General features: G+C 37.7%; 5 protein-coding genes. All 5 read right to left on the bottom strand.

Translation table 11 applies throughout. The features are described from left to right. On the bottom strand, positions 1-1,342 hold a 1,342-nt coding region (locus AB1630_09945), incomplete at its 3' end, for a 6-bladed beta-propeller (GenBank protein MEW6104111.1). Between the two features lies 1 nt (position 1,343). Continuing rightward, on the bottom strand, positions 1,344-1,787 hold the full coding sequence (locus tag AB1630_09940; GenBank protein ID MEW6104110.1) for a hypothetical protein: 444 nt from the start codon (positions 1,785-1,787) through the stop codon (positions 1,344-1,346). An 83-nt stretch (positions 1,788-1,870) separates the two neighbouring features. Next, on the bottom strand, positions 1,871-2,530 hold the full coding sequence (locus AB1630_09935; protein MEW6104109.1) for a hypothetical protein: 660 nt from the start codon (positions 2,528-2,530) through the stop codon (positions 1,871-1,873). Between the two features lie 55 nt (positions 2,531-2,585). Continuing rightward, positions 2,586-3,347 carry a hypothetical protein gene (locus AB1630_09930; GenBank protein MEW6104108.1) on the bottom strand — a complete coding sequence of 254 codons (762 nt, stop codon included), beginning with the start codon at positions 3,345-3,347 and terminating at the stop codon, positions 2,586-2,588. Positions 3,348-3,359: 12 nt separating this feature from the next. Then, a partial coding sequence (locus AB1630_09925; GenBank protein ID MEW6104107.1) for a hypothetical protein occupies positions 3,360-5,521 on the bottom strand: 2,162 nt, incomplete at its 5' end.

Below are 5,521 nucleotides of genomic sequence, written 5' to 3'. Positions count from 1 at the left end.
CAGAGGCAATCCCACTTAGGTTATCGGTTATACAGGCTCTTAAATTTACCTGCTTACCTGGGGCAACTATATTGGGTAATGCTTCTAAATTAGTAATCGCAGGTGGGGTATTATCTATATTCACCTCGCCTTTTTTCTGAGGGGGACGATAGTTAAGCGAATTAAGGGCATTTATTACATAGGTATATTTGCCATCAGAGAGAATAACACTACTATTATCCTTTCCATTCCAAACCTCAGATTGTTGGCCACTTGCTCTCTCGGCATCAATAAGATTTCTGACCAAAGCTCCATTAGAATCATAGATGTTTATGGTTATCCTTGCTTGTTCGGGTATGGTGTAGCTGATTGTGGCATTATCAAACGCTCCATCATTGTTGGGAGAAAATATGGAAGGCAAGCAAGAGACAAAGGTGATGTATGTCCCAATATTAAAGGCTTCAAATTTATTGCCGGTTGAATCAACAACATAGAGATTTCCGTCCTTTGCAATTATCCCTTTCTGGGGATGCATCAGCTTCCCTTTGCCCTGACCAGGCTTACCATAGAACTCGATGTAGCCTCCACTTGAAGAAAATTTCTGAACCCTCTGGTTCTCAGTATCTATGACCGAAATATAGCCATCATTATCTACTACAACATCACAGGGCATAAGAAATTCACCCTCTCCCTGTCCCATTTTTCCAAAGCTTAAGATATAGCTACCTTGAGAGCTAAACTTTTGTATTCTATGATTATATGTATCTGCCACATAGATATTGCCTTGATTATCTATATCAATCCCATAGGGATGCCATAGCTTGCCTGTCTGGGTTCCCCATTGGCCAAAGGAATTAGAGCCTGAGAATGAGTTTATAGGATTGCCATCAAGAGAAAATTTGGAAATTCTCTGGTTAAATGAATCACAGACAAGAAAATAGCCATTTCTAAAGTCAATGGCAATATCCCTGGGAAGCAAGAATTGAACAATACCTTCTCCCTCTTGTCCAATTGTCTTTACAAAGCTAATTGTTGTTCCATTATCCTTAAGCTTTTGTATTCTATGATTTCCTGTATCAACCACATAAATATCCCCCTGTGGGGTAACCCCAATACCTTGGGGTTGCATAAACTTGCCCTCTCCCTTACCTACATCACCGTAGACTAAAGGATTTGAGCCATCTAAATTACATCGGACAATCCGACAATTTCCCGTATCAGCAATGTAGAGATAATTACCATTGGTTGCAATGCCATAGGGGTTGTTGAGGTCAAGGCCATAGAGGTTAGTTTTAAGAACCACCAAAGATATGCCCATAAATAAAACCCTAAATAAATTTTGCATAATATTTTTCCTTTGCATTTTAATCTCCTTCTGTAATGAGAGCTTTCATCACAATCCCATATGCCCTAATTTTTTCGGCAAGCTTTTCCTTGCCGTCATTTTTTGCTTTCTCGCTCATAATAGCATATAAAGATTCAATATACTTTACATTGTCAAACCGTGCTTTTCTTCGACGCGTTCCAAAGGTGTAGGATTGGTCAAATGCTTTAGGATGAGCTAATTCAAAAAGCTCTTTCATATATGGATCTTCGTTAAACCATGGCATACTTTTAGAAAGAACCTTTATCATCTGATCGTGCACCTCTTTTTGAACTTTATTTGACTTGTATTGTTGGTAACCAAAAAGGACGGCGATGACGACCCCAATACCCAACAACTTTCTCAACCAAGATCTCTTCTTCTTTTCTTGTTGCTGCTTTGATTTCTGTTCTGATTCAACCTCTGGCTTTATTTCTTGTTCCATCTAATTCCTCCTCTAAACTCATCTTTTCCTTATCCTTCCTTTCATTCCGTAATCCCTAAATGCTTTTCAATTGCTTCTGTTTGTCATTTCTGTAATTTAATGCCAATCCCTTTGGGAATTCTCCATGCCGTAATAACTGCCAAGATAATCCATAGAACATCAAAACCGCTAACCATTGAACCCATACCTTCTATAAAAAAGCGAATAACTTTTTCCGAAAAAATAGACACATTGGACGCAGATGCCGCACCCTGCTCTTTTGCTATTGCTTCTTTCAAGAAATGAAAAAAGGTGATATACTTACCGATGGCAATCCCTAGGATACTCGAAAGAACCGCAATGATCTGAAGGGTAATCCCTTTTTTACCTTTTGAGAATAAGACTACTGCAAATCCACATATTAAACCTATTCCCCAAGCCACATACCCAATCTCATATCCCGTAGCAATAACTATCAACCCCCAAATGACTCCACCTACCATAGCGGCTAAAATACCCCCAACCAATGCAGGTATGATTGAACTCATAGAAAATTGTTCTTCTTCGGCTGCTTTCACAATTTGGGCCTGTATTTTTTCTACCAACTCAGAAGCGGCGGTTTTGTCTACCCCCTTTTCGACTAACTTTTGCGATATGATAGATTTGTCAACTCCAGCTTTCATTTGTTCAATTACGAAAGCATAGAGCTTTTCCAATACCTCTTTTTCTTCTTTTTCCGACAAATTCGTATTCTCTTCCATCATAGATTACCTCCTATGATAATCCGCTCTCAATGAGCAGATAACATTTTAAAATACCTCATTTTATCCCTAAATGTTTCTCAATTGCTTCTGCTTTAATGTAGGGTTCAGCTATGGCGAATGCGTCTTGTTTATTCTCCTTTGCTAAATCCCCTATGTACCACCACCAGTGAGATTCTGGGGTATAAGGAGGCAAATCTTCTTTTTTTAAGCTAAACCCTGGCACTTTTGCTGCTTCATTAGCCAAACTTTTTAGAAGATCATCTGCTTCTGCTAATTTCTCTTTTTCTTCCTTAATTTCAATCCCTTCTCTTTCTAAATACTCAACTAATCTTTGAGCCGAATCCCTAATGTCGCAATCATTTGGGTAATCATCCATAAACATCTCAAAGCCACTTTTTCTTAAAAAAGAAACAGCCACTTCCCAGCTATGCACACAATCCTTTAGTTCTTCTAATGCTTGTTTTTTAATCTCTTCTTTATTTTCTTTCTCAAATCTTTGCCATTTGGTATCTGCTCCCTCTGCTAATTTTTCTATGTCTTCTGCCAATATTTTCTCTTTTCTTAATCTTTGTCTAAACCACTCTAAATTTTCATTAAGAAATAATATATCATTGAGTGAATTATTTTTTAATTTCTGCTTAAGCCACTTTATCCCATCCTTTGCTCTATTTTGATTATCCAAAATATTTCCTATACTTTTCTCATAGTCTAAAAGTTCTTCTTTTTTTTCATAATTAATTATTTTGTTAATTCCTTCTATATATATCTTTATCCAAATTATACATCTCTCACTATCTTCTATTTCTTTTCTCTTCATTTTAACATCGTTTTAAAAGTCGTCTACCTTAAAGGCCCATTGGAAAGCCTTTTCTTCTACATACTTCCATCCTTTAGCAGGTACAAAACAAGTTATAGTCTCTTTAGCATCATTTACTCCTACAAAAACTACTTTCTTACCAACGATCTCTTTCTCATAAAAGAATCCTATTCTATCGCCTATTATATTTCCCTGGTCATCAGCATGCTTATAGATCACCTTCTTACCTTTTTCTATTACATCTTTTGATAATTTTTCATACTCTTCTGGAGACGGCGTCTTTCCAAAAAGTTCATCAAACTCTTTGTTTTCTATCACATGTTTTTGATAATGGCTGTCTAAATTTCCTTTCTTCCAAATCTTACTCGGTTCAATCTTCCCCATTTTCTTCAAGAAATTGCCGCCTTCATCACCATGTTTAACAAAATATTGTCCTAATCTTGACATGCCATCAGGAGTCTTAACCAATTTGGATATTACTGGCATCTCAGTTGAGATGAAGCTCACCAACTTCCATCCATTCTCAAAGCCTGCCTTGTTCTTCAGAATGCTGTGTATCTCTTTGCCAAATCTGGTTGCTATCTCAGAGCCTAATGCCTTTTTAAGATTTTTTATCACTGATAAGACTACATTCTGATTACCCCAACTTAGTGGGAATACATCTAAAATTAGCCCGATAGAAGAGATACCCAGGGTAAACCAATCGATACCTTTGCCGCTGAAGAAATTGTTTAGTTCTATTCCTATATCCCTTGCATCACCATAAACAGGAACAAATGTCCCTCCATAATAAGCTACTTGTTTTACACTTGAATCGCCTTGATGGATATCTAAATGTTCAATATAAGAACTTAACCGTTGCAATCCTCTTGCCTGAGCTTTCTCTACTGCTTTGTGTTCTGGTGCAGACAAAACTCCTTTTACTGGTTCTATCACTTGATAAGCGACTAACCTAAACTCATATATACCAACAGATACATGCTCATTTTTATAATCATACTTCCCATCCCAGAAAATCAAGGGTCTCTCACTTATAAAAGTAGGTGGTGGTTCAGAAATAATCTTGCTATATACTACCTCTCCTTCTATTCCTCTTGTGACATCTACGACTTTAAATTCAATATAGCTAATCTGTCCTTCTTGCTGGTACTCAATAATCACTGGTTGTGGATCCTTAGTATTAGTATAATATGTTCCAGGTTCATATCCATTTATTGACACAATCTTTATCTTCACAGGATGAGGAGTTACATCGATTGAACTAGAAGGACTCTCATTCTGAGATTCATCTACTGCTCTAACTTCGTAATGATAAGATATTTCATTTGTAAGCCCAAAGTCTTCATATATGGCCTGTAATATAGGAATTGGAGTTAGTTTTGTTCCATCCCGATAAATATTATACCCAGCAATATCGGATTCTGGATTACCCCGCCAGACTAATGTAATCTCTTTATCCCTTCCATAAGCTGCCAAGCCTTTTGGTACAGAGGGCGGTAAATCAGTTACTGTCGGCATAGCTTGAACGATATTTGAATCAAGGCTCTCTATCCCTTCATAGCTTTCTGCCCTTATCTTGTAATAATAAGTTGTGCCATTGGTTACTCTGTAGTCAGTAAAGGAGTTTATGGCGGTATAGTCTATTTTTTCATAGTCAGCTGTATTTATCCCTGGTTTGCGGTAGAGGTTCCATCGGTAGACATCCCAAGCATAATCCCACCTTAAGGAGACATAGCCATCGGAGGCTAGTGCTGATAGATTTGTGGGTGTATTTGGCTTTCTTGTATCCTTTGGGATTCCCTCTGCACGGTTAGAAAGGCTGCTTTCGTTGCCAGAGGTATCTATTGCCAATACCTTGTAATAATACCTTATCCCTTTTGTTAAGTGATGAGCTTGAAGGCTATTGCTTGTTGGCTGGTAATAGTAATCATATGTTTCTTTTGATACATTAGGTGAGGTGGATTCATAGACACGATAATAGGCTATTGCTACATTATCTGTTGATGCTGTCCAGGTTAAGTCAAGATGTGTGCCATCGTCATTGCCAGGATTAACAACATTAAGATTGGCTGGCGGAGAAGGGGGTGTAATATCAGAAGGGGCAAGGGGAACAGCACTTACCTTATCTGAAGAAAGGCTTTCATTACCAGAATAATCGGTTGCGGTTATAATAA

This window comes from bacterium, assembly GCA_040753555.1.
GTDB lineage: Bacteria > UBA9089 > UBA9088 > UBA9088 > UBA9088 > JBFLYE01.
This window is presented reverse-complemented; position numbering and strand designations above follow the sequence as displayed.

Coding starts and splice junctions, on each gene's coding strand:
- AB1630_09940 (MEW6104110.1), bottom strand. CDS start 1,787: ATGGAACAAGAAATAAAGCCAGAGGTTGAATCAGAACAGAAATCAAAG.
- AB1630_09935 (MEW6104109.1), bottom strand. CDS start 2,530: ATGATGGAAGAGAATACGAATTTGTCGGAAAAAGAAGAAAAAGAGGTA.
- AB1630_09930 (MEW6104108.1), bottom strand. CDS start 3,347: ATGAAGAGAAAAGAAATAGAAGATAGTGAGAGATGTATAATTTGGATA.